The sequence below is a fragment of the Mesorhizobium sp. M7A.F.Ca.CA.003.01.2.1 genome, from assembly GCF_003998945.1.
Taxonomy (GTDB): Bacteria; Pseudomonadota; Alphaproteobacteria; order Rhizobiales; family Rhizobiaceae; genus Mesorhizobium; species Mesorhizobium ciceri.
The window spans coordinates 1-767 of sequence record NZ_RZRA01001488.1 but is presented as its reverse complement, the minus strand read 5'-3'; the positions used below and the strand labels follow the sequence as shown (position 1 = coordinate 767).

1 protein-coding gene and 1 pseudogene are annotated in these 767 nt (G+C 63.1%); both read right to left on the bottom strand.

Annotation, left to right across the window (positions count from 1 at the left end; translation table 11 throughout):
- Positions 1-540: proline racemase family protein (locus tag EN969_RS33680; protein ID WP_164758778.1), on the bottom strand; the 540-nt coding region annotated here is incomplete at its 3' end.
- A 13-nt stretch (positions 541-553) separates the two neighbouring features.
- Positions 554-767 (bottom strand): annotated as a pseudogene (locus tag EN969_RS33675) (isocitrate lyase/phosphoenolpyruvate mutase family protein); the annotation flags it as partial.

Genomic DNA, 767 nt, shown 5'->3' with positions numbered 1-767 from the left:
CCCGAATTGGTGACAATCGGCCAGCGCGTAGAAGGCGCCGCCATAGGCGACGTCGAAGCCAATCGTGCCGTGGCCCGCCAATTCGATCGCCTGTCCACCGGCGAAAAGGAAGGCCGGCACGCTTTCGAACGAAACCGCACCGGCCTTGCCGTCCCTGACCTCGACCGAGGCGACGACCAGCCCGCACGGCGCCTCGATATTGACTGTCGTGACTGGTTCCTGTTTCGCCACCAGCCCTTCATCGATGGCGTAGCGGCCGAGCGCGACGATGGCGTGGCCGCACATCGTGGAATAACCCTCATTGTGCATGAACAGCACGGCGAGGTCGGCGCCGGGCAGGTCCGGCTCGACCAGCAAGGCGCCATACATGTCGTAATGGCCGCGTGGCTCGAACATCAGGATTTTCCTGAGATGATCGAGATGGTCGCGCACATAGGCGCGCTTTTCCAGGATCGTGCCCTTGGGGATACCGGGATAGCCGCCGGTGACGATCCTCAGCGGCTCGCCGCCGGTATGCATGTCGACCACGGTCAGCGTCATGCGACGGGCCCCATTAATCCGAAGATTTGCCGAAGAGGGCCTGCAATTTGCTGAACGGCATGGCGGCGCGGGTGAAGCCGAAGGTGCCGTCTTGCTGGATTTCGCGTGCCGCCGTTTCCAGCATGCCGTAGGCGAAATTGGTCAGCCACGGCCCGAGCGAGATACGCTTGACGCCGGCCATGGCGAGATCGGCGATGGTAAAGCCCGGTACCGCCATGACATTGACC